At 41.9% G+C, this 21,798-nt stretch carries 15 protein-coding genes; 8 read left to right on the top strand and 7 right to left on the bottom strand.

The features are described 5' to 3' along the window. Positions 1-109: 109 nt before the first annotated feature. From katB to Q4533_RS15035, 4 genes are all read right to left on the bottom strand, one after another. Positions 110-1,573, bottom strand: coding sequence for a catalase KatB (katB, locus tag Q4533_RS15050; protein WP_303503106.1), 1,464 nt, complete (start codon positions 1,571-1,573; stop codon positions 110-112). A 339-nt stretch (positions 1,574-1,912) separates the two neighbouring features. After that, the gene (locus Q4533_RS15045; protein ID WP_102436761.1) at positions 1,913-2,155 is read right to left on the bottom strand and encodes a YgjV family protein; all 243 of its coding nucleotides are present in this window, start codon (positions 2,153-2,155) and stop codon (positions 1,913-1,915) included. 54 nt (positions 2,156-2,209) lie between these two features. Then, positions 2,210-2,659 carry a PaaI family thioesterase gene (locus Q4533_RS15040; RefSeq protein ID WP_102436759.1) on the bottom strand — a complete coding sequence of 150 codons (450 nt, stop codon included), beginning with the start codon at positions 2,657-2,659 and terminating at the stop codon, positions 2,210-2,212. Positions 2,660-2,792: 133 nt separating this feature from the next. Beyond that, complete coding sequence (locus tag Q4533_RS15035; protein WP_303503105.1) at positions 2,793-5,294, bottom strand: S8 family serine peptidase; 2,502 nt, start codon at positions 5,292-5,294, stop codon at positions 2,793-2,795. Positions 5,295-5,974: 680 nt separating this feature from the next. Here Q4533_RS15035 and Q4533_RS15030 point away from each other — a divergent pair. Then, positions 5,975-7,438, top strand: coding sequence for a curlin (locus Q4533_RS15030; RefSeq protein WP_102519417.1), 1,464 nt, complete (start codon positions 5,975-5,977; stop codon positions 7,436-7,438). 250 nt (positions 7,439-7,688) lie between these two features. On the opposite strand, the gene Q4533_RS15025 is transcribed toward Q4533_RS15030, so the two are convergent. Together Q4533_RS15025 and Q4533_RS15020 are read right to left on the bottom strand one after the other, a co-directional pair. Next, positions 7,689-8,354, bottom strand: coding sequence for a response regulator transcription factor (locus tag Q4533_RS15025; protein ID WP_102436757.1), 666 nt, complete (start codon positions 8,352-8,354; stop codon positions 7,689-7,691). Positions 8,355-8,610: 256 nt separating this feature from the next. Continuing rightward, positions 8,611-9,207, bottom strand: a complete 597-nt coding sequence (locus Q4533_RS15020; protein WP_102436755.1) for a DUF2238 domain-containing protein — start codon at positions 9,205-9,207, stop codon at positions 8,611-8,613. Positions 9,208-9,358: 151 nt separating this feature from the next. On the opposite strand from Q4533_RS15020, the gene serA reads away from it, so the two are divergent. The 7 genes from serA to Q4533_RS14985 all read left to right on the top strand — a co-directional run bounded on the left by serA (position 9,359) and on the right by Q4533_RS14985 (position 19,686). Next, positions 9,359-10,588 carry a phosphoglycerate dehydrogenase gene (gene serA, locus Q4533_RS15015; protein ID WP_102436753.1) on the top strand — a complete coding sequence of 410 codons (1,230 nt, stop codon included), beginning with the start codon at positions 9,359-9,361 and terminating at the stop codon, positions 10,586-10,588. A 162-nt stretch (positions 10,589-10,750) separates the two neighbouring features. Further along, positions 10,751-11,710, top strand: coding sequence for a tRNA-modifying protein YgfZ (gene ygfZ, locus Q4533_RS15010; RefSeq protein WP_102475336.1), 960 nt, complete (start codon positions 10,751-10,753; stop codon positions 11,708-11,710). 205 nt (positions 11,711-11,915) lie between these two features. Then, positions 11,916-12,584: an ABC transporter ATP-binding protein gene (locus Q4533_RS15005; RefSeq protein WP_102436749.1), complete on the top strand. Its 669-nt coding sequence runs from the start codon at positions 11,916-11,918 to the stop codon at positions 12,582-12,584. After that, positions 12,577-15,120 carry an ABC transporter permease gene (locus Q4533_RS15000; protein WP_303503103.1) on the top strand — a complete coding sequence of 848 codons (2,544 nt, stop codon included), beginning with the start codon at positions 12,577-12,579 and terminating at the stop codon, positions 15,118-15,120. The genes Q4533_RS15005 and Q4533_RS15000 overlap by 8 nt, the downstream gene beginning before the upstream one ends. 113 nt (positions 15,121-15,233) lie before the next feature. Next, entirely contained in the window at positions 15,234-16,301 is a 1,068-nt protein-coding gene (locus Q4533_RS14995; protein WP_303503108.1) for a lipocalin-like domain-containing protein, read from the top strand. Between the two features lie 374 nt (positions 16,302-16,675). Continuing rightward, positions 16,676-19,159, top strand: a complete 2,484-nt coding sequence (gene napA, locus Q4533_RS14990) for a nitrate reductase catalytic subunit NapA (protein ID WP_102436745.1) — start codon at positions 16,676-16,678, stop codon at positions 19,157-19,159. Between the two features lie 101 nt (positions 19,160-19,260). Beyond that, on the top strand, positions 19,261-19,686 hold the full coding sequence (locus Q4533_RS14985; RefSeq protein WP_102436743.1) for a nitrate reductase cytochrome c-type subunit: 426 nt from the start codon (positions 19,261-19,263) through the stop codon (positions 19,684-19,686). A 113-nt stretch (positions 19,687-19,799) separates the two neighbouring features. On the opposite strand, the gene Q4533_RS14980 is transcribed toward Q4533_RS14985, so the two are convergent. Beyond that, the gene (locus tag Q4533_RS14980) at positions 19,800-21,764 is read right to left on the bottom strand and encodes an alkyl/aryl-sulfatase (protein ID WP_102475339.1); all 1,965 of its coding nucleotides are present in this window, start codon (positions 21,762-21,764) and stop codon (positions 19,800-19,802) included. Between the last annotated feature and the right edge of the window lie 34 nt (positions 21,765-21,798).

The raw sequence follows: 21,798 nt of genomic DNA, 5'->3' as shown, positions 1-21,798 counted from the left end.
TTTATTATTGAGTTCGAAGACAGAATTGTGAAGCATATTAACTAAATTGCAGTTACACAGAATCTGTTACACCCTCTATCTAATACCTTAACAATCAAATTAGCGACCATTATGCTTCCAAAAGTGTTTTGATGCGTTGACCATAATCGCTATCAGCTTTTAAGAAATGCTCAACCATTCTCAATTGCACATCTTCACTTGCTTGGCTCAATGTACCAGCAATGGTTTCAACTAAACGCTGCTTTTCTTCTTCACTAAAGATGCGGTACAAATTACCCGCCTGAGTATAGTCATCTTGGTCATAACGGCTATATCTTGCAGCCTCGCCATCAAGTCTTAGTGGCGGCTCAATAAATTGAGACGGCTCTTGAAGTGCTGCCGGAGCAGTGCTTGGGCCGTAATTGGCACTTGAATCTGCACCTGTTTGACTGCCGTTATATGGGCATTGTGTCCCTGCCATAGCCCCTGCACGTTGATGATGGTTAGCTTTAGCGGCATGAGGACAATTTACCGGTAATTGGTTGTAATTAGTTCCAATACGATAACGCTGAGCATCTGCATAAGAGAACAAGCGTGCTTGCAACATTTTATCAGGTGAAGCGCCGACACCAGGAACCAAGTTACTTGGTGCTAATGCAACTTGCTCAACTTCAGCAAAGTAGTTGTCTGGCATACGATTTAACTCAAGTTCGCCAATTTCAATTAATGGATAATCTGCATGTGGCCATACTTTGGTTAAATCGAATGGGTTTATTGCATAATCATTGGCGTCTGCTTCAGGCATTATCTGCACTTTTACAGCCCACTTAGGGAAATTACCATCGGCGATAGCCGCCACCATGTCACGTTGTGACGAGTCCGGATCAATACCTTTTAAAATATCAGCTTGCTCTGCGGTTAAGTTCACCACACCTTGCTGTGATTTAAAGTGGAACTTCACCCAGTAACGCTCACCTTTGGCATTCCATAATGAGAAAGTATGTGAACCATAGCCGTGCATTTGACGGTAATTAGCTGGGATACCGCGATCTGACATTAAAATAGTCACTTGATGCATGGCTTCTGGGTTTAATGACCAGAAATCCCACATTGCTTGCGGATCTTTCAAATTAGTCTGCGGGTTACGCTTTTGGGTATGAATAAAGTCAGGGAATTTAATGCCGTCACGTAAGAAGAATGTCGGAGTGTTATTCCCCACAATGTCATGATTACCGCGGGCAGTATAAAAACGTAAACCAAAACCACGAGGATCACGCTCTGCATCGGCGCTACCCATCTCGCCGCCAACAGTTGAGAAGCGAATGAAGGTCTCAGTTTGCTTGCCCACACCATTAAAGTGATCAGCCAAGGTGAAATCACTTAGGTCTTTAGTTAAGGTAAAAGTACCATAAACACCGGTACCTTTTGCATGTACTACTCGCTCAGGAATACGCTCACGGTTAAAGTGGGCTAATTTTTCAATTAAGTGCCAATCTTGTAATAATAATGGACCACGCTCACCTGCTGATAATGAATTTTGGTCATCAGCTATTGGGGCACCATTTTGGCTAGTTAAGTAATTGCTATTATCCATTTGTTACTCCTGATTTGCGGCATCTAGCCACTGCTCAATTAAATCAAATACTGTCGCCACGATATTTCTCCTGGCTGCGTTTCATTGAAATCATAATAACCGCAGCGAAAATAAAGTTAAAACGATTAAGATGAATTGCTACAATCTATTTTTACGATTCACTAGCAAAAAAAATGGCGAAGCATTCGCCTCACCATTTAATGATATTTAAATACAATTGAGTCATTACTGATCTCACACCAAATTAAGTGTAAATATTGCATCAATAGTTTACAAGCTGATTACCTGTGCAACTAGAAGGCAACTATATACGTAGATAAAACGACAAACTTAAAGGGTTTATTCTGATCTAGTTTCAGGTTCTTTATACAGTTTTATTAAATAATAAATATCAATCAATACAATAAAAAAATTCACTAATGCCACTGGGATGGCACCTATCGCCAAACCATAAGCGACAAAAAGCGCTGCACCAATAAGGTTCCACCAGCGTAATTTTTTTATATTAGCCATCATCAATGAAATAGCCACCACGGCAGAGGCTAAATAACCCACCCATTCCCATACTGTTGCAGCTTCCATTTATGATTCCTTTTAAGGGGTTTGACTTTATTCAGTGTAGTTAATAATTGCCTATTAAGCGCTGACTTTTCTAGCTACTACAGCCGCAGTCATCCGAGAAATACAACATAACTCACCTGCAGAATTATTGATTAGCACTTCCCATACCGAGCTACGTTTACCGATATGCACTGCTCTTGCCGTCGCAATTAACTCACCATTTCGTGACGCTTTTAAGTGATTGGCATTAATTTCTTGGCCAACACAATAAAAATGCTTAAAGTCGACCACAAAGTTAGCCGCATAACTGGCAACGGTTTCGGCCAGTGCCACATTAGCGCCGCCATGAACTATGCCTAAAGGGTTATGTACTGAGGGATTAGCTGGCATAGTCGCCACCATATAATCTGCGCCAATTTCAGTGATTTTAATACCAAGGGTTTTCATTAATGTGCCCTTCCCATGGAGCCCACTATCCATTTTAGCGCAATCTTCAAGGGTGACTTCTCTAAACCAAATACTCATTTATCAACTTCCAGTAATTCGTAATTAATTCAGTCTACTGCCAAGCTATTTAACTTTAAAGGATTTCCATAAAAAAGGGATGGCAGCTGCCATCCCTTTTTAAACTTCGTTTTAATTTTTTAGGTTAACACTACTAAAAAATAGCTACGATTGGGTCTGAACATAATGTTGTGTCTGTTTCACAGATTTTATAAGTCACCTCTGCTGGTGCATTAGTGAAACGATCTCGGTAACGGCCATCATTCGACGTTGTTGATACCATTACATCATCACGGTAAATATTAACACTTTCACCGTTTGCACCGCTCCATGATAAGTCCACCGCCGCACTACCACGACGTGAAACCATAGTACGTGTAACTGCAGCGTCTATGCTGTAATCAAATACTTCGATATCCATAGCAGTTGTATCAGTTAAACCTTCACTGTCTGTTACCACCAATGTCACAGAGTAAATTCCACCTGCCGCATAAGCGTATGTAGGATTCATATCTGAAGAGGTAGAACCGTCACCAAAGCTCCATTCATAGCTAACAATGTCATCATTAACGTCTGAACTTAAGTCGGTAAAATCAACCGTTAAGCCATCAATAGCATATTCAAAGCCTGCCACTGGTGCTGTAGGACTCGCATCCCCCAGAGCCGATAAAAGTAAGCCCCAATGATTTAATGAGCCAGTATCTCCACCCGCTAAATCACTAACCGTTAATGTCCAAGTACCCAATGCTATTTCACCATTGAATTGCTCAGTTGCCCATGTCTGTACAATATCATCAGCACTGCCACCAGTTTGATTGTGCAACATAGCTTCTGTGCCATTTGGTGATGTTAGTGTTACGACTAAATCTCCTATCCATGTATGGGTAATATCAACATTCACATCAAGGCCAAAGATTTGTAATTCATCCCCGATTTCAATGGTGCTGGTGATAGTAGTATTATCCGAAATATCCACAGGAGTATCATTGCTATAACCAAAATCATTCAATCCCGCAGGATAGACTTCTAGGCTAACAGCTTTACTTTTCGAAGTGATGCCGTCATCAGCATGAACGGTAATGACATAATCTCCCCAAATAGCAGACTCAAGCGTCGCAACATCAAGCGTAAAACTGTCACCGACTACTGCAGTGTTAGCAGAAAGACTAATGCCTTCTAATGCTGGTGATACATCAAATGACAGCGCGACTTGATCATCCCAACCAGCAATACTGCCCAGACTAAAGTCATAACTAACGGCACTGCCAGCTTCAACTGATTGTGAAGATGGCGTGACACTTAACGCAAATGATGGATCTGGATCTGCATCTGCCAGTGCGTTTGCGACATTTAAACGTGTTCCAGCCACTGTTAGGCCAGTCAATGCTGCATTAGCATCACCAGAATCCATTAGTAACTGCTTCATAGTGACAGGGGCAATATCAGGTGCTATTGACCACACAAGTGCTGCAGCGCCGGTGATATGTGGTGTAGCCATTGAAGTACCTGAATAGGTACCATAACTATTTCCAGGAAGGGTTGATAAAATCGCAGAACCAGGCGCGCCCATATCGACACTTGTTAATCCCCATTGAGAAAAACTAGACATATCGTCATTGTGATCGGTACTGGCAATCGACAAAACAACATCAGAGTCATAACTTGATGGATAGTGTGGATTTGCATCATTATCAACAGCGCTATTACCTGCTGCTGCAACAAATAAAATTCCTTCATCACCAGCCGATTCAATAGAATCTTTTAATGCTTGGCTAAATCCGCCGCCGCCCCAAGAATTATTGGTCGCTTTAACATCAACACCATGGTTCACTTTTAAATTAGTGAAATAATCAATACAAGCTATCGCAGCTTCTGTAGAGCCTGTTCCACTATCACTTAAAAATTTACAACCAATGATAGTGACATCCCAGTTAACCCCAACAACACCTACGCCATCATTACCTTGTGCGCCAATAGTTCCTGAGACATGGGTACCATGACCATTGCCATCCATTGGATCACCAGTTCCGGTAATAGCGTTAAAGCCGTTAACATCATCAATGACACCATTGTTATCATCATCAATACCATTTCCGGGTATTTCATTAGGGTTAACCCAAAGGTTTGCAACTAGATCTGGATGATTATAATCAACACCAGTATCAATTACGCCAATAACCACATTTTCACTACCTGTAGTAGTGTCCCAAGCGGTAACGGCATCGATATCAGCACCAGAAACACCACCAGTTTGACCGGTATTATTTAAGCCCCATAACTCCACGAAATTTGGATCGTCTGGCATACCAATTGCCGTATAAGTATAATTAGGTTCGGCATATTTTACTGCTGGATGCTTACTAATTAACTTAATTGCACTTTCAACATTACTACCGCTTTTAAGTGATAACTTAGCCAATCGTCCAGATAATAGGTATTTAAACTTATCATCTATACCATCAGCATTTTTATCTGTGACTGTTCCTGCGACTAGATTTTGCGCTGACAACCGTTCAAAGATTGACACATTTTCTTTATAAACAACGAGAATTTCATCTTTTTTATACTTTACACTTTCTTGAGCAATAACAGGGCTTGCGTTTAACGCAAATAGAGATGTTACTGCTAATGCAATTGGGGACATTTTGTTAATCATGATGTGGCTTCCTATCTTCCATTAATAATTCCCGGAACCGGTAATGCAGCACCTGTAGCTTTTCCATTAGCTATTTTTAAAAGCGAGTTGATTTTCCACGAAGTGAAACCCGGAATTTGTTGTTGCCATCAAATTGTTGCCACAAGCTGTATAACAATAAAAGGACTGAAACTTTAATTAGTAAGTAACTACTAGGCTTATTCGACTAGTCAATATTAGTGGTAAGCGAAAATAGCCAAATATAAGCATGATATTCAGTAACTTAAACCTTTGTAGCACTAAAGGTTTAATCTTAACCCCCTAAAAAAACTAACCTTTTATACGATTGAGAAAAATCAATGGGCACCGTAAGTTAATCTTGTAACGCGCTGCATCAGCAGAATCATTTGAAATTCTACCAACCTAAAACCAAACAGTTTTAGGGTTAATAATCATAAACTTAAAAGCAAACCCTGCTCTTAAGTTATTGGTGTTTATTGAGGGTTTATAGTGCTTCAAATACTGTTAGATCTTTAAAAGTTCACGCTGAAGTTACTTCTTGATCGCATATTAGTACTCAGTTACCTAAAGCTAAATTATGCACTTTGGCGACACAATGAGTTAACTAGGAAGCGAAATACTTTATCAAACGATTATTTTCTAATAATCAGATAAATCTATATTTAAACAGGGAGCGTAGAATGAAATCGCAAAAGAAATTATCGTTAGTATCACTTGCTATTGCAGCAAGCTTAGCATTACCCGTTTCAGCAGCAGGACTTTCATTACCAGAGGTGACAGCTGCAGAGAAATCGGCATTCGCTTCGAATACTAACGCAACAGTAACTCAAACGGGCATGGAGCAGGATGCCACAGTAAGCCAAACTGGCACGCGTCATATTTCAACCGTGACACAAATTGGTGATTTACAGTTTGCCGAGGTAACCCAGCAAGGGGACTGGCAAGAATCTTATATTAGCTCTGAAGGTAATGGAAACTCTGTCATTACTAACCAGGTTGATGATTGGCATATTTCAAACGTTGGCATCATAGGTGACCAAAACCAAGTTACTATTCAGCAGGCTGACTTTTATAACACTAGTGACGTATCGCTAACGGGTAATAGTAACACTGCTGATGTTATTCAAGATGGAGCTCAAAACGAAAGTATCATCGAAGTTATTGGTAATGAAAACGCTGCAGAAGTAACCCAGTACGGTGCGATTAACTTAGCGGTATTCGCTGTTGAAGGTAATAGTAATAGTGCAACCATAATGCAAGATGGTGTAAATAACCAAGCAGGTATCGTTTCCGATTCAGGCAGCCTAAATGCTGGCGATGGTAATGAACTATTTGTAAACCAACTTGGTGATAACAACTTTGGTGCTGCTTTAGGTGTATTTGGTGATAATAATACATTCGATTTTAGCCAAACAGGCGATGATAACACTGCTGTAGTAGCAAGCTTATCAGGCTCTTTAAATGATATTACTATCGACCAAACTGGCATTAATAACGGCGCAACAATAGAGTTTTCTTTTGGAGACGATAATGACGTTACTATTAGTCAAGATGGTTTTGGTAACCAAGTGGGCGGCGCTAATATTGCTATTTTAAATGGCTCGCTTAACGATATTGAAGTCGTACAAACTGGTGATGCCAATTTAACTGAGTTTATTGTTTATGGTGATGAGAATGTTATATCTGTAGATCAAAGTGGTGCAGATAACTACACTGCTTTTGTAGCTGATGGCTTCTATAATGAGGTCACTATCACTTCCTCAGGTGAACTTAACTTTGCATATTCAGAAACCGTTGGAGATAACAATACAGTTGATATGAGCCAAACAGGCAATGATAACGAAGCCGTTATTTCAAATGTCGGTTCAAATCAGACTGTTGATATCAGCCAAGAAGGTGATTTTAACTTAACTGATATAGTCGCCTTTGGTGATGACCACTCAATTACCGTTTCTCAGCTAGGCGACGGTAACTGGGTTGGTGGAGATGATGGTTACTTTGCAATTGATGGTACTATGAATACATTAAATGTAACCCAAATTGGTAATGATAATACGGTTACAGGCATGCAAATTGGCACTAATGATATTGCCACTGTAGTCCAAACCGGAAACTTTAATTCTGCAGCAATTTACCAGAATTAATTTATAGAAAATTTTCTTACTGAATATAGGGAGCACATTGCTCCCTATATATTTACTTTAATATCTCCTCCACTGGCAAAGCTTATTGTTTTCATTACGTTAAGCTAATTCTGTGCAATTTTATGACATAAGCTCATAAATTAATTTTACACGATGAAATAATTGCCGAAACAAACAAAAAAACCAGTTACAACTAGCAACTGGCTTAATAACATCTCTAAATTATTTTAAAGCGGGTAAATAACCTAAGTTAAGCGAACTCAAAATGGGCTTGATAAGTTTGTGCCCAACGCAGTAACTCGACCCGATTGCGAGATTGGGTTTTCCTAAAGATGGAAGAGATATGTGCCTTTACCGTGTGCTCACTAATGCAAAGCCTGTGGGCTATTTCTTTATTCCTTGCACCGCTTGAAACTAGCTGAATAATGGTTCTTTCACGATTAGTGAGCATTTGCAGCATTGCGATAGTATCTGGGGGGATTTCTGTATTAGCATCAAGTTTTTGTACTAGTCGGCGGAAAATTTTGCTAATTAGCGGTCGATCATACCAAAGCTCATCAGCTACCATTTTACGTAACCCGGTCAACATTAAATCCATACGTTGGTCGGCATAAAGTAAGCCTCTTACACCTAACAATAGTGCAGACTCCTGATCTAACGAGCCCCGTTCAACTTGATATAAAGCGACAGGGACATGATTAACTAGCCGTGATACCAACAGCGGAATGCCTTTGCTATCCAGCGCGGCCCCCTTTTGGGCGATCAAATAGAAACAATTAGTATTATGTTCTACTTCAAGTTCACTAGGGTGTTTCACTACCCTGGTTTTTAACCCTATCGACTCAGCTAAAATAGCCAAGTTGCAAGGCGCTGCAACCTGGTGTAAGAAGACTAATTCATCAATATTCGAATTCATCACTTTTCTCCCTGAAAAGTATTCTGTATCTCTCGGCTATACGAGTTTCTTCCTGAAACATTGATAACATAATAACAACATAATGCAATAATAGTACATTTTAACTAGCCCATAAGGCATTTTAGCTAGTCCATAAAGTATTTCTGCAATACTTAAGTACTCATTAATAGATTAAGTGCTAGCAAACCAAGCCGTTACCAAAAATAAAACAAGTAAAAATAAACTTAACAGTCACAAGATCTATAAATGTAGCTGATTAAAGTGATGCTAACTGCTTATTATGTACCTTTGTGAGCAAGACTAATGCACTAATACCACCTATAAGTGCCATAAACATATCTGACTGTGTATCCCACACATAGCCTTGAGTGCCTAAAAACGCCTCCGCATTCTCACCTGTTGCAGCTGCAACCCACCACTCAATAAGTTCGTAAAAAGCAGAAAATGCCAATACAAAACAAACTGATAGAAACTGACACCAATAGCCCGGTTGCAAGACGTGATTTCTTAGCATCACCTCTCTTGCCAGTATGACCGGAATAAACCCCTGAGCAAGATGGCCGATTTTGTCATAATTATTACGTTCGCTACCCATCACATCAGCCAACCAATCAAACAGTGGTACTTCGGCATAGGTATATTTAGCTCCGACCATGAGCACGCAGCAATGTAACAAAATCAATAAGTAAGCTAAGGGTGTTAGGGGGAATTTATTACGGGTAAAAAATAAGATGGGTAAGGCGATTAATGCTGGCAGTGCTTCTAACCACCAAGTAAACATATCTTTAGGTGAACTCACCGACCAAACGAGCACGACAGCAAAAATAACCACCCATATAACTTTCTTATTCACTATACATTCCCTTTAGATGATATTGTTCTAAACCAAGATCACAGTCTTTAGCCATCTAGCCCTCTACAATGGCAATAAATAATGCTATTTTGGTTGCGCATTAATGTCAGCATAACATAAGCATAACTATTGATAAGAGGGTACCCACACCATGGCAAAACACTCGCTTGACAAGGATAAGATTAAAATCCTGCTGTTGGAGGGCGTCCACCAAACTGCAGTCGATGTACTTAAGCGTGCAGGTTATACCAATATTGAATATCACAAAGCTTCCCTTCCTGAAGACCAGTTGCTGCGCTCAATTAAAGATGCTCACTTTGTCGGCCTGCGCTCGCGCACCCAATTAACCGCTGAAGTGTTGAACCATGCTGAAAAACTAGTCGCGATTGGCTGTTTCTGTATTGGTACTAACCAAGTTGATATTGCCGCTGCTGAGAAGTTAGGCGTACCCGTTTTTAATGCACCATTCTCAAACACTCGCAGTGTTGCTGAACTAGTGTTAGGTGAGATCATCATGCTGATGCGCGGTATTCCTCAGCGTAACGCCCTTGCCCACCGTGGCGGTTGGTTAAAAAGTGCCAATGGTAGCTATGAAGTGCGCGGTAAAACCTTAGGGGTCATTGGTTACGGCCATATAGGTACTCAGCTGGGTATTTTGGCTGAAACCCTCGGTATGCGGGTGGTATTTTTCGATATTGAAGACAAGTTGCCACTGGGTAATGCCAGCCAAATCCATTCAATGGAAACACTATTGAATGAAGCAGACGTTATCAGCTTGCATGTACCAGAAACTGCGCAAACTAAAAATATGATTGGTGCGACAGAGTTTGAACAAATGCGTTCAAAAAGCTTTTTTATCAATGCATCACGGGGCACTGTGGTTGATATTGATGCGCTTTCTGATGCCCTAAAGTCAGGCCATATTGCAGGCGCTGCAATTGATGTATTCCCAGTTGAGCCTAAGTCAAATGATGACGAATTTATTAGCCCACTACGTGGACAAGATAACGTCATTATTACCCCGCATATTGGTGGTAGTACTGCTGAAGCTCAAGAAAATATCGGTATTGAAGTCGCGGGTAAGCTGGCTAAATATTCTGATAATGGCTCAACTGTGTCTGCGGTTAACTTCCCTGAAGTGTCATTGCCACAACATAAAGGCACCTCGCGCTTATTGCATGTTCACCACAACCGTCCAGGTGTGTTGATTAAAATTAACCAAGCGTTTTCAGAAAAAGGCATTAACATTGCTGCGCAATATCTACAAACGACTGCAGATATTGGTTACGTGGTCATGGAAGTCAATTCAAACCAAGCCGAACAAGCGCTGGGCGAGTTAAAAGCAATTGAAGGTACTATTCGTACCCGCGTATTGTTTTAATTCAAGCTAAGTCGGTGAACGATTTAACCTTAGGCTTATCTCGCAGTTAAATTGTGAATTAAAGCTATCTTCAATTAATTGAAGATAGCTTTTTCTTTTGAGCCTCACTGAATTCCGTTACACTCAAAGCTTATCTTTGTTGCTCACCTTAGGGATCATTTTATGACACTCGCAACCACACAGCCAAACTGGGATTACTTAACTTCAACGCCCGACTTACTGGTTTCAAACTTAAGCCACTTAGGTTTAATTGAAGTGACCGGTGAGCAAGGTAAAACCTTTATTCACGGCCAAGTCACTACCGATATCGTATCGCTGACAGAAACTCAGTGGCGCTGGGGCGCCCATTGCGATCCTAAGGGTAAGATGATTGCTAGCTTTAGAACCTACACAATTGCTGAAAGCCTTTTTATTTTAATGCCAGCATCAGTATTACCGCTAAGTTTGGCCTCATGGCAGAAATATGCGGTGTTCAGTAAAGCGGAATTAACTGATGTCACTGCTAAGCAAGTTATTTTAGGCTTTGCTGGTACGAAGGCTGCAGAGTTTATTGAGCAGCAATTTGGACGGATTGAACATGAAGTTACTCACGCTGAAGGCGCTATTATTTTAAAAGATGCTGAGCGCTTCATAGTGATTACATCAGCTGAAAAAGCGCAGCAATTAGTCACAGCTTCAAATCAACCACTATCTAGCCACCAAGCTTGGCAAGCATTAGAAATTCAAGCCGGTTACGCCAATATTGACGACAACCACAGCAGTGAGTTTGTACCACAAATGTGTAATATACAGGCGGTAAACGGTATTAGTTTTGAAAAAGGCTGCTACATGGGCCAAGAAACCATTGCCAGAATGAAGTACCGCGGTGGTAATAAACGCGCCCTGTATATTCTATCCGGTAGTGCCTCTGAAACTGTCAGCAGTGAAACTCAAATTGAAATTGCCTCAGAAGATGGCTTTCTTCGAGCGGGTAAAGTTATCGAAGCGGTTGAATTTAATGGCCAAGTGCTATTAACCGCAGTATTGGCTAACGATACGCCAAATGATGCAAAACTAAGAGTAAAAAATGACAACCAAAGTGAGCTAGTGGTGAAGCCGCTACCTTATTCGTTAGAAGATTAACTTAAACGGTTATATGGGTTAAAGCCAACAAAGGCTGCTAACCGTAACATTAAATAAAGGCTGATGGATGAGGTTACTTCTCATTCTTCAGCCTTTTTTATTATTTCAAAATCAACATATAAACGGGTTATTTCAATGAAAAGTCGATCTAAGTAATTTTATTTGTCGTATGATGATGTAATTACAAGTAATACCAGAGACGCTAATGACAGCAGTGATCACCCAACTATCGCAAGTATCCAAAGGCTTTAACGATGGCGATAGACTCCATCAGGTGCTTAACTGTGTCGATTTATCCCTGCATCGTGGTGATACCATTGCGCTAACCGGCCCCAGCGGCACGGGCAAAAGCACCCTACTTAATATCATTGCCGGTTTTGAGAAAATTGATTCTGGTCAGTTACAACTCATGAACCAACAAGCAGCGCAGTGGCAAGATAGTCAATGGAGCCAGTTTAGGCGCGCCCAACTTGGTATTGTCTTCCAACAATTCAACTTACTCACCCCGCTTAATGTTATCGATAATATCCGTTTTGTATTACAGCTTAATAATCAAAAGTGGAGTGATTGGGGCGATGAGCTTATTACGCAGCTTGGGATTAGTGACATTTTAACAAGACCTGTTGAAACCTTATCGGGTGGTCAGCAGCAACGCGTTGCCATTGCCAGAGCGTTAATCCACAAACCGGCATTATTACTAGCAGACGAGCCAACCGGTAATTTAGATGAAGCTGCAGGTCAGCAAGTAATGGAGCTAATGTGCCAGCTTACCATGGCTGCAAATACCACGGTGTTAATGGTAACCCACAGTGAAACCTGTGCGGGCTATATGAAACGCAGGTGGCATTTAGAAAAAGGCCATATTCATGAGTAATCAGGCTCAAGACATCACTGTCAAACAATGGCTGTTGTCACTAAAAATCTTCTTTGCCCACTACCGCCATTCGCCATTACAAGCTGGTGCCATTCTTCTCGGTATCCTCCTCGCAGTCACCTTGCTAATAGGCGTCAAGTCTACCAATGAAAATGCAGTAAGAAGTTACAGCGAAGCCACCGAACTATTAAGTCAACGGGCAAGCTTGTTGATCACCCCAGCCGCAGGGCAACAACTCATTAATGAGCAGGTCTATTTCCGATTGCGTCAAAGCGGGATCTGTAATGCTTTAGCTGTGATTAATGGCCTTGCAGTCGACGATAAAGGGCGGCGCTGGCAAATTCAAGGCAGCGATTTATTTGCTGCAGTTAACTTACAAAACCATTCATCTGAAGCTCAAACGAATACCAACAGCAAAACGCCCATTAATATTCCACTGGATAAGCTATTAGCAGGCAGCAATGTGTTGTTAATGAGCCAATCCCTAGCGGATAACATAGCAAAAGACGGGTGGTTTTATTTACAAAACCCACAAGATAAAGCCGCTAACACTATCAAGCTCGAAGTGATCAGTGTCGATGATGATTATGGCTTAGGTAATGCCATTGTCGCTGATATCTCTTTAGCGCAAATCCTATTAGACCAACCCAATAAGCTGTCTTATATTGCTTTGTTTGATCCTGCTGAGCCACTGATTGAGCAAATCAATAGTCAAAATCTATTACAGCAACAGGCGAGTATTACAGAACAAGATCAAGGCCAGGCGCTACAAGAGCTTACCCGTAGTTTTCACTTAAACCTTAACGCCATGAGTATGCTGGCTTTTGTGGTAGGGCTATTTATCGCTTATAACGGCGTGCGCTACAGTTTGATGAAGCGGCAAAAATTATTAGTACAATTACTGCAATTAGGGATTAATAAGCATAATGTGATGCTAGCACTGGTCGCTGAGCTCATTGTGCTGGTGATCATTGGTGCAAGCTTAGGCTTTATTCTGGGGCTGCAACTCAGCGTCTGGCTACAACCTATGGTCGCCATGACACTAGAGCAGCTTTATGGCGCTCGGCTAATGCCCGGCAACTGGCAATGGCAGTGGTTTGCCCAAGCCATAGTGTTAACCTTGTTTGCCGGTTTACTCGCCTGCCTGCCACTGTATCGACAATTAACGCAACAACCCCTCGCCCGAGCTGGCACCAAACATAATCAAGCAAGCAGTTTGCTGGTCACCCAACGCTGGTTGTTTGCCATCGCGATAGTGGCATTAACCATTTGCGCTGCACTGTTTCCGTTTACTGAGCAATATCAATTTAGCCTCGCACTGATGGGGATTGTTATTGTCGCTATCCCACTATTGCTGCCATTAACACTGCATTATGTCAGTAGTAGTTTGGCTAAGTATTTTCCGGCAGGATTATGGCAATACATGATGGCAGAAACCAAAGAGTTAATCGGGCCGTTATCGTTAGCCATGATGGCGATGCTATTGGCGCTAACCGCGAACATTTCGATGAATACCCTAGTGGGCAGTTTTGAAGTCACCTTAAAAACCTGGCTTGAAAGCCGCCTTCATGCAGATTTATACATGCGCCCGTCAAGCGAAAACATCACTGATATTGCGTCTTTCTTAGAGAAGCAGCCTAAGGTCACTGGTATATATTCACAGTGGACAGTAAATAGCAGTTATCAAAATATGCCCGTTGAACTTGTGAGTCGCGATTTGTATTCAACTAAGATTGTCAGTTCGCTAAAACAGCAATCAGATGACTTCTGGGCTGAATTTACTCAGGGTAATCAGTTGATGATAAGTGAGCCCATTGCGATTAAATACAAGTTACAAATTGGCGATAGCTTTACATTGCCAATCATGTCAGCAAAAACGAATCAACACCCCGTGACCATTGGCGCTATCTTCTTTGATTATGGTAACCCTAAGGGTCAGGTCGTAATTGGTAATACACTATGGCAACAATTACAATTGCCTAAACAAGCTAAAAGTATCGCTGCCAGCTATGATGGCGATATAAACGAGCTTGAACAATCACTCGTTAATAGCAAGCTAATTTCAACAGCGCAAATGTATAACCAAGCCAAAATTAAGCAGCAAGCCATAGCCATGTTTAAGCAAACCTTTTCTATCACCATGGTGCTCAATAGCCTCACCTTAATGGTGGCTGCCATTGGATTATTCAGTGCATGCTTAATGCTAACCCAAGCCAGACAAGCACCACTAGCCAAACTATATGCCCTTGGGGTGAGCAAAGCACGCTTGCGCTTTATGATGTTCATTCAAATGCAGTTTATTGTATTACTCACCTGTTTAGTGGCGCTGCCAACAGGTGCTGTACTGGGTTACTTACTGATCAACAAAGTCACTTTACAAGCCTTTGGTTGGAGTATTGCCATGCTATGGGATTGGCAAGCTTATGCCCGAGTGGTGTTAATTGCGCTGTCTACCAGCGCCGTTGCCATCGCGATCCCACTTTACTGGCAAACCCGTAAATCACTTATTCATAACCTTCAGCAAGAGGCTTTATAATGTATAACGCCCCGATAACCAGCGCCATCAAAAAGCGACAGATTGACCCAGTGCTAAAGCTACGACAGTCAGCTTTTATCGCAATATGGTTACTGTTAGCTTGTCTGAGCCAAATGGGTTGTCAGCCTAATTCAACAGCAGAGTCAGATAACAAAGCCAGTATGGGCAGCCTATTAACGCAAGACGCTGACAGCCTTGAGCAATACGCCAAAGTACTGCCAGATCATCAACTCAATTTCCCGCAAGATCATTTAAGCCATGATAAATTTAGGCAAGAGTGGTGGTATTTAACAGCCAACATGACCACTGAAGCGGGTGAAGAGCTTGGGCTTCAATGGACTCAATTCAGAATTGCGTTGTCTGCTGCAGATACTGCCACGCCAAACAACTGGGCTACTAACCAAATGTTTATGTCACACGTTGCATTAACCTCAGCTTCCACGCATCAAGCCAAAGAGAAATGGTCTCGCGCCCATCCACAACTGGCCCATGTTAGTCCTAACCCTCTCACCATCGCGTTAGATGATTGGCAGTGGCGCAGTGAAACAAATGCGTTATTTCCGGCAAAATTAACGGTTAACACTGAAAAATTTGGCTACCAATTATCATTAACCAGTAACGCGCCAATGAACCTACAAGGCGATAACGGCTACAGTATTAAAAGCCCTAACGGCGAAGTTGCTTCTTACTATTACAGCCAGCCTTTTATTGATTTAACAGGTTCTATTAACCGTGATGGTAAAACTGAAATAGTCACAGGAAAGGCTTGGCTTGATAGGGAGTGGAGCTCGCAATTCCTTACTAAAAGCCAGCAAGGCTGGGACTGGTTTTCTATTCGCCTAGATGATGGCTCTGCGCTAATGCTATTTCAACTAAGAAACACTAATAGTGAGGCCTTTTTAAGTGCCCGCAGAATGTTTTTCGACGGTAACGGCAGGAATATTAATAGTAAATCACATCCAAACGACATAAAAGTTACCCCGCTTAGCTGGCAACAAACTGACTGTGGTCGCTATCCAATTAGTTGGCAGGTTAGCATTACTAGCGAAGATATTGATGTCACCGTTAAAGCACTCAACCCCAACAGTGATATGCCACTGACAATCTCTTATTGGGAAGGCCCGATCAGCGTATCAGGCAGTCATTCAGGTAATGGATATATGGAGCTAACGGGCTATTAGCACCATTGATGTTAAAAGTTAACTTTACCTCTTCCTCGCTTTTTTAAAGCCTATAGAAGCTGCTACTTCTATAGGACGGATTTTTATATATCTGTCCTATACTTTTACCATTAACTATCAATAATCCGTAAGAATTAAATTTACATTTGCTAATTAAGTAATTGAGCAAATTGAAAAATGTGCTTTAGATCACACTTACTAGTGTGATCTACAGCAATAAACAGCCCGTATACTCAGTCTGGGGTATACCCATGAAAAATGCGCGGTTTAGACTCAATGATAGTTAAGTTTTTTGTTAATAAAAACCTTGGTAAATAAAAACAAAGATAGTTTTAAAAATACTGTCTACATACATTTAAGAGTGAGGAAACACCATGAGCATAAGCCGTCGCGAGTTTCTAAAAGCCAATGCAGCTACCGCAGCCGCTTCGGCAGTTGGACTTGCTTTACCAATAAAAATGGTTCAAGCAGAAGAGCAGTCTGCAGAAATAAAATGGGACAAAGCCCCTTGTCGTTTCTGTGGTGTGGGTTGTAGTGTTTTAGTGGGTACCAAAGGTGGCAAAGTTGTTGCGACTCAGGGCGACCCAGAAAGCCCAGTCAACAAAGGTCTTAACTGTGTTAAGGGCTACTTCCTCTCTAAAATTATGTACGGCAAAGACCGCCTTACCTCGCCATTATTAAGAATGAAAGATGGCAAGTATGACAAAGAAGGTGAATTTACCCCAGTAAGCTGGGATGTTGCCCTTGATACCATGGCTGACAAGTGGAAAGCCAGTATTGCCAAAAAAGGCCCTACATCGGTAGGTATGTTTGGCTCGGGCCAATGGACTATCTGGGAAGGCTACGCGGCATCTAAATTACACAAAGCGGGCTTCCTTACCAACAACATCGATCCTAATGCCCGTCACTGTATGGCATCTGCGGTAGGTGGATTCATGCGTACCTTTGGTATTGATGAGCCAATGGGTAGCTATGATGACTTCGAAGCTGCAGATCACTTCGTGCTTTGGGGCGCCAATATGGCAGAAATGCACCCTATTCTATGGTCACGCTTAACTGACCGTCGTTTAAGCCATGAAGGCAGTAAAGTCCATGTGTTATCGACATTTGAAAACCGCAGCTTCGAACTTGCCGACAACCCTATGGTATTTAAGCCGCAATCTGACTTAGTTATCTTGAACTTCATTGCCAATTATATCATCCAAAACGATGCGGTTAATAAAGACTTCGTCAGCAAGCATACTAACTTCGCAGAAGGTGTGACTGATATCGGTTACGGTCTTCGCCCTGAGCATCCTCTAGAGCAGAAAGCGAAAAACCCAGGTAACGGCAAATCTAAGCCTATCTCTTTTGAAGAATACGCAAAATTTGTCAGTACTTATACTGCTGAATACGCATCTGAAATGAGTGGCGTACCAGTTGAAAACCTTATCGAAATGGCAAAAGCGTATGCTGATCCTAACATCAAGATCATGAGCTTATGGACTATGGGTATTAACCAACATACTCGTGGTGTGTGGGCAAACAACATGCTTTATAACATTCACTTGTTAACAGGTAAAATTGCCACGCCTGGTAACAGCCCGTTCTCATTAACAGGTCAACCTTCAGCTTGTGGTACAGCACGTGAAGTGGGTACTTTCTCGCATCGTTTGCCTGCAGACATGGTTGTAGCAAACCCTAAACATCGCGCAATCACTGAAAAGTTATGGCAGCTACCTGAAGGCACGATTCCGCCAAAACCTGGCTACCATGCTGTACTTCAAAGCCGTATGCTGAAAGATGGCAAACTAAACTGTTACTGGACTATGTGCACCAATAACATGCAAGCAGGTCCAAACATTAACGATGAAATTTACCCAGGTTTCCGCAACCCAGAAAACTTCATTGTGGTATCAGACCCATACCCAACAGTGACAGCAACAGCTGCTGACTTGATTCTTCCTACTGCGATGTGGGTAGAAAAAGAAGGTGCTTACGGTAACGCTGAGCGCCGTACTCATATGTGGCATCAACAAGTTAAAGCCCCTGAAGGCGCTAAGTCTGACTTATGGCAGCTTGTTGAGTTCTCTAAGCGCTTCAAAGTTTCTGAAGTTTGGCCTGCAGAGTTAATTGCTAAAAAGCCTGAGTATGCAGAAAAAACCTTATATGACATCTTATTTGCTAACGGTGTCGTTGATAAATTCCCGTCATCAGAGTGTAAAGGTGACTACAACGATGAAAACGATGCATTCGGCTTCTACCTGCAAAAAGGGTTATTTGAAGAGTATGCTCAATTTGGTCGTGGACACGGTCATGATTTAGATGCATTTGACAACTATCATGAAAACCGCGGTAAACGCTGGCCTGTAGTCAATGGTACCGAAACGGTTCGTCGTTTCGTTGAAGGAAGCGATCCATACGTTAAAGCTGGTGAAGGTTATAACTTCTACGGTAAGCCTGATGGACGCGCGGTTATTTTTGCACTGCCATTTGAGCCCGCTGCTGAAGAGCCAAATGAAGAGTTTGACCTATGGATGTCTACAGGTCGCGTACTTGAGCATTGGCATACAGCAAGTATGACAGCTCGTGTACCAGAGCTGCATAAGTCTTACCCTGATGCACAGGTATTCATGCACCCTAAAGACGCGAGTAGTCGTGGCCTGAAAAATGGTGATGAAGTGAAAGTGATTTCTCCACGTGGTGAAGTGAAAACGCGTGTTGAAACTAAAGGCCGTAACAAGCCACCTGTCGGCGTGGTGTTTATGCCATTCTTTGATGCTAGACAGCTGGTCAACAAATTATTACTTGATGCTACTGATCCGTTATCGAAAGAAACAGATTTCAAGAAGTGTCCAGTGAAGATTGTTAAAGCCTAATTTGACTTACAGTGATGCTGAAAACAAATTTAGCATCACTGAATCACTATTTATCTCTATCCATTTAATCAAAAAATAATGGATATGAAGGAGTGTAAACCATGAAGAAATTACTTAGCCTTGCTGCGATAGTGCTCAGTCTTAGCGCATGCTCAGGTCAACAAGCAGCAGAGACTGCTGCACCAGTAAATGTAAAATCACTAGCTGGTGATGTACAGATTACTGACACCATTCCTGCAGATGCAAAAGCGACTTACCCAAGCCGCGGAACTGCGATTGAAAGAACATTTGTGCATCAACCACCTATGATCCCCCATAGAGATAGTTATCCTATCACTATGAAAAAGAATGGTTGTTTAACGTGTCACAGTACTGAAAAGGCAGCGCGCATGAAAGCCACGCCAATCGACAAGTCACACGTAAAAGCCGATGGAAAATTTGACGATAAATATTATTTTTGTGTTCAGTGCCATGTTGCACAAGCAGATAATAAAGAAGCATTAGTTGAGAATTACCACACAAACTAAGCTTCTACATCCAGCTTGATATCGATGTAAAATAAAAATGCCACTGGATCTCAGTGGCATTTTAGTTTGTCGCTAACATGACAACATTAGCTAAGGCTCAAAGTCTAAAGCCTTTACGGCGTCACAATATTAAACCAGAAGTTATATTCATCAAGCATGCCTAAAAACGCAGTGAATAAGCTTTCATCGCCACTAATTTTTACATCGCCTTTTTTAATGGCCTCATCAAAGGTTATCTCTTTTAGCTGGATGCTATTCATGGTTTCCATGCTCATAACTAAGCCGACATCCGGGTCTTCAACTTGATTTGAGCTGTGGTGTAATACCGCATTCTCAACTGTTAAGCTGTAACCCTTTTTAAGATCAGTGAAATCAATATTGATATCAAACTGTTTACCCGCCGCTTTGGCAGAATCCAATCTTACCGCTAAATAATCAAACAGCAATTCAGGTGTCATCGCGCGAATAGTATCAGGTGTTGCGGTTTGAGTTCCCCCTGCCGACGGAATACCATTTCGCAGCTCATAAGCACCTTGTAAATATACTGAACGCCAAGGCCCTGACTCAGCTTGATAACCTAATTGCTCAAAGGCATCGGCCAATAACTCTTTAGCCTCAGTAGATTGAGGGTTAGCAAAAACAGCATGTTTCATCACCTCAGCAACCCAGCGATATTCACCATCAGCGAAAGAGTTTTTGGCTTTTTTAACCACTTCAGCTTCGCCACCCATGTACTGCATATACTTTTTAGCAACCACTTCTGGCGGCAGATTATCAAGGTTAGATGGATTCCCGTTATACCAGCCCATATAACGTTGGTACACTGCGCGGCTATTATGTTTCAGCGTACCGTAATAGCCTCTGGTAGCCCAGTTCTGCTCTAATTCAGGTGGCAGTGTGATCATTTCAGAAATCTCTTCGCCTGTGTAACCTTGGTTCATCAGTCTTACTGATTGGTCATGGGTGAATTTGTAGATATCACGCTGCTTTTTGAAATAAGGAATAATGTTGTCACTGCCCCATAAAGGCCAATGATGACTTTGGAACTTAACTTTTGCTTCTTGGCCCCACAGGCTAATAGTCTCGTCAAGGAAACTGGCCCAAATCAGCGCATCTCGCACTTGCGCCCCACGAAGGGTTAAGATGTTATGCATGGTATTAGTCGTGTTTTCCGCCATCCACAAGGCTTTATATTGTGGAAACCAAGTGTTCATCTCAGCTGGTGCTTCAGTGCCGGGGGTTAACTGAAACTCCATTTCAACACCATCAATGGTTAATTTAGTCCCCGTCTGTTTGATTTCCTTATTAGGCACTAATAAACCCGCAAGCCCGGTCGATACTGTCATACCTAGACCGCCATTTACACCGCCCTGGGCATTTCTAGGCAGTAATGCGCCGTACATAAATACCGCACGGCGACCCATGGCATTACCGGCAATGACATTTTCTGACACCGCATGCTCAGTGAAATGCTCCGGCGCTATCACCTGCACTTTACCGCTGGCGACATCTTCAGCTGTGGCTAAGCCGGTTGCACCGCCATAATGGTCAATATGGCTATGACTATAAACAATCGCCACCACTGGACGCTCTCCAATATGCTTATTAATTAAGTCTAATGAGGCTTTAGCTGTTTCAGGGGAGATTAATGGGTCAAATACAATCCAGCCCTTGTCGCCTTTAATGAAAGTGATGTTACTTAAGTCAAATCCACGTACTTGGTAAATATTATCAGTCACTTCAAATAAACCATGATGAAGTACCAATTGGCTATTACGCCATAAACTGGGGTTGACCGTATCTGGGGAGGCTTTGTCATCACTAATATAAGTTTTGTATTGCTCTAAATCCCATACCACATTGCCATTGGCATCTTTAATGGTCACCACATCAGGCTTAGCAATAAAACCCCGTTTAGCATTGTCAAAATCTTGCTTGTCGTTAAAGGGAAGCGCCTTTAGCACTGCGGCATTGGCTTTTTGAGTATGTTCAGTAGCAGGTTTAGATTGAGTAGCGGCGACACTATTAAAACACACCGCGACAGAAAAAGCCGCGGCAAGCAGATAAAGCGGTTTCATATAAGCTCCTTTTAAACACGATTAAATACTTAAT

Origin of the sequence: Shewanella sp. 6_MG-2023 (assembly GCF_030547195.1) — a bacterium.
GTDB lineage: Bacteria > Pseudomonadota > Gammaproteobacteria > Enterobacterales > Shewanellaceae > Shewanella.
Note: the sequence above shows the minus strand (reverse complement) of the source record. Positions and strands in the feature narration are given on the sequence as shown.